Consider the following 384-nt stretch of genomic DNA (forward strand, 5'->3'; position numbering starts at 1 on the left):
AAGAAGGATGCCCTGTTTCACCTTGTGCTGCAGTCGCAAATGCCGATCGCCGAGCAGATCGACATCCACCACCTGGATGTCCGGTCGGTTCGCGCCGACGTCGTAGTTGTGAGCGAGCGCGGCGCGTATCTTTTCATAGCCGCGCTCGTTGTGGATCGAGGCGACCTCACAATGTGGCTGGTCGGCAGCGTCGCCGAGCACAAAAAACCGCCATTTCCGGATCAAGGCCGGGCTGAGGTACTGGCGGATAAAGGACTCGTCGCGGTGGTCTGCCCAGGCGTCGAGGAGGACCTCGCGCCAGTTGCCGTGGCCGGCGATGTCGGGAAACCAGTCTCGATCCTCGGCCGTCGGCTTGGTCGAAATGCGCCTGATGTCCTGCATCAT

General features: G+C 61.7%; 1 protein-coding gene. It reads right to left on the minus strand.

Annotated elements, in window-relative coordinates; genetic code table 11:
* Nucleotides 1-384: SpoVR family protein (locus EN852_RS35980; RefSeq protein WP_189546404.1), on the minus strand; the 384-nt coding region annotated here is incomplete at both ends.

Origin of the sequence: Mesorhizobium sp. M2E.F.Ca.ET.209.01.1.1, from assembly GCF_004010375.2 — a bacterium.
Classification (GTDB): domain Bacteria; phylum Pseudomonadota; class Alphaproteobacteria; order Rhizobiales; family Rhizobiaceae; genus Mesorhizobium.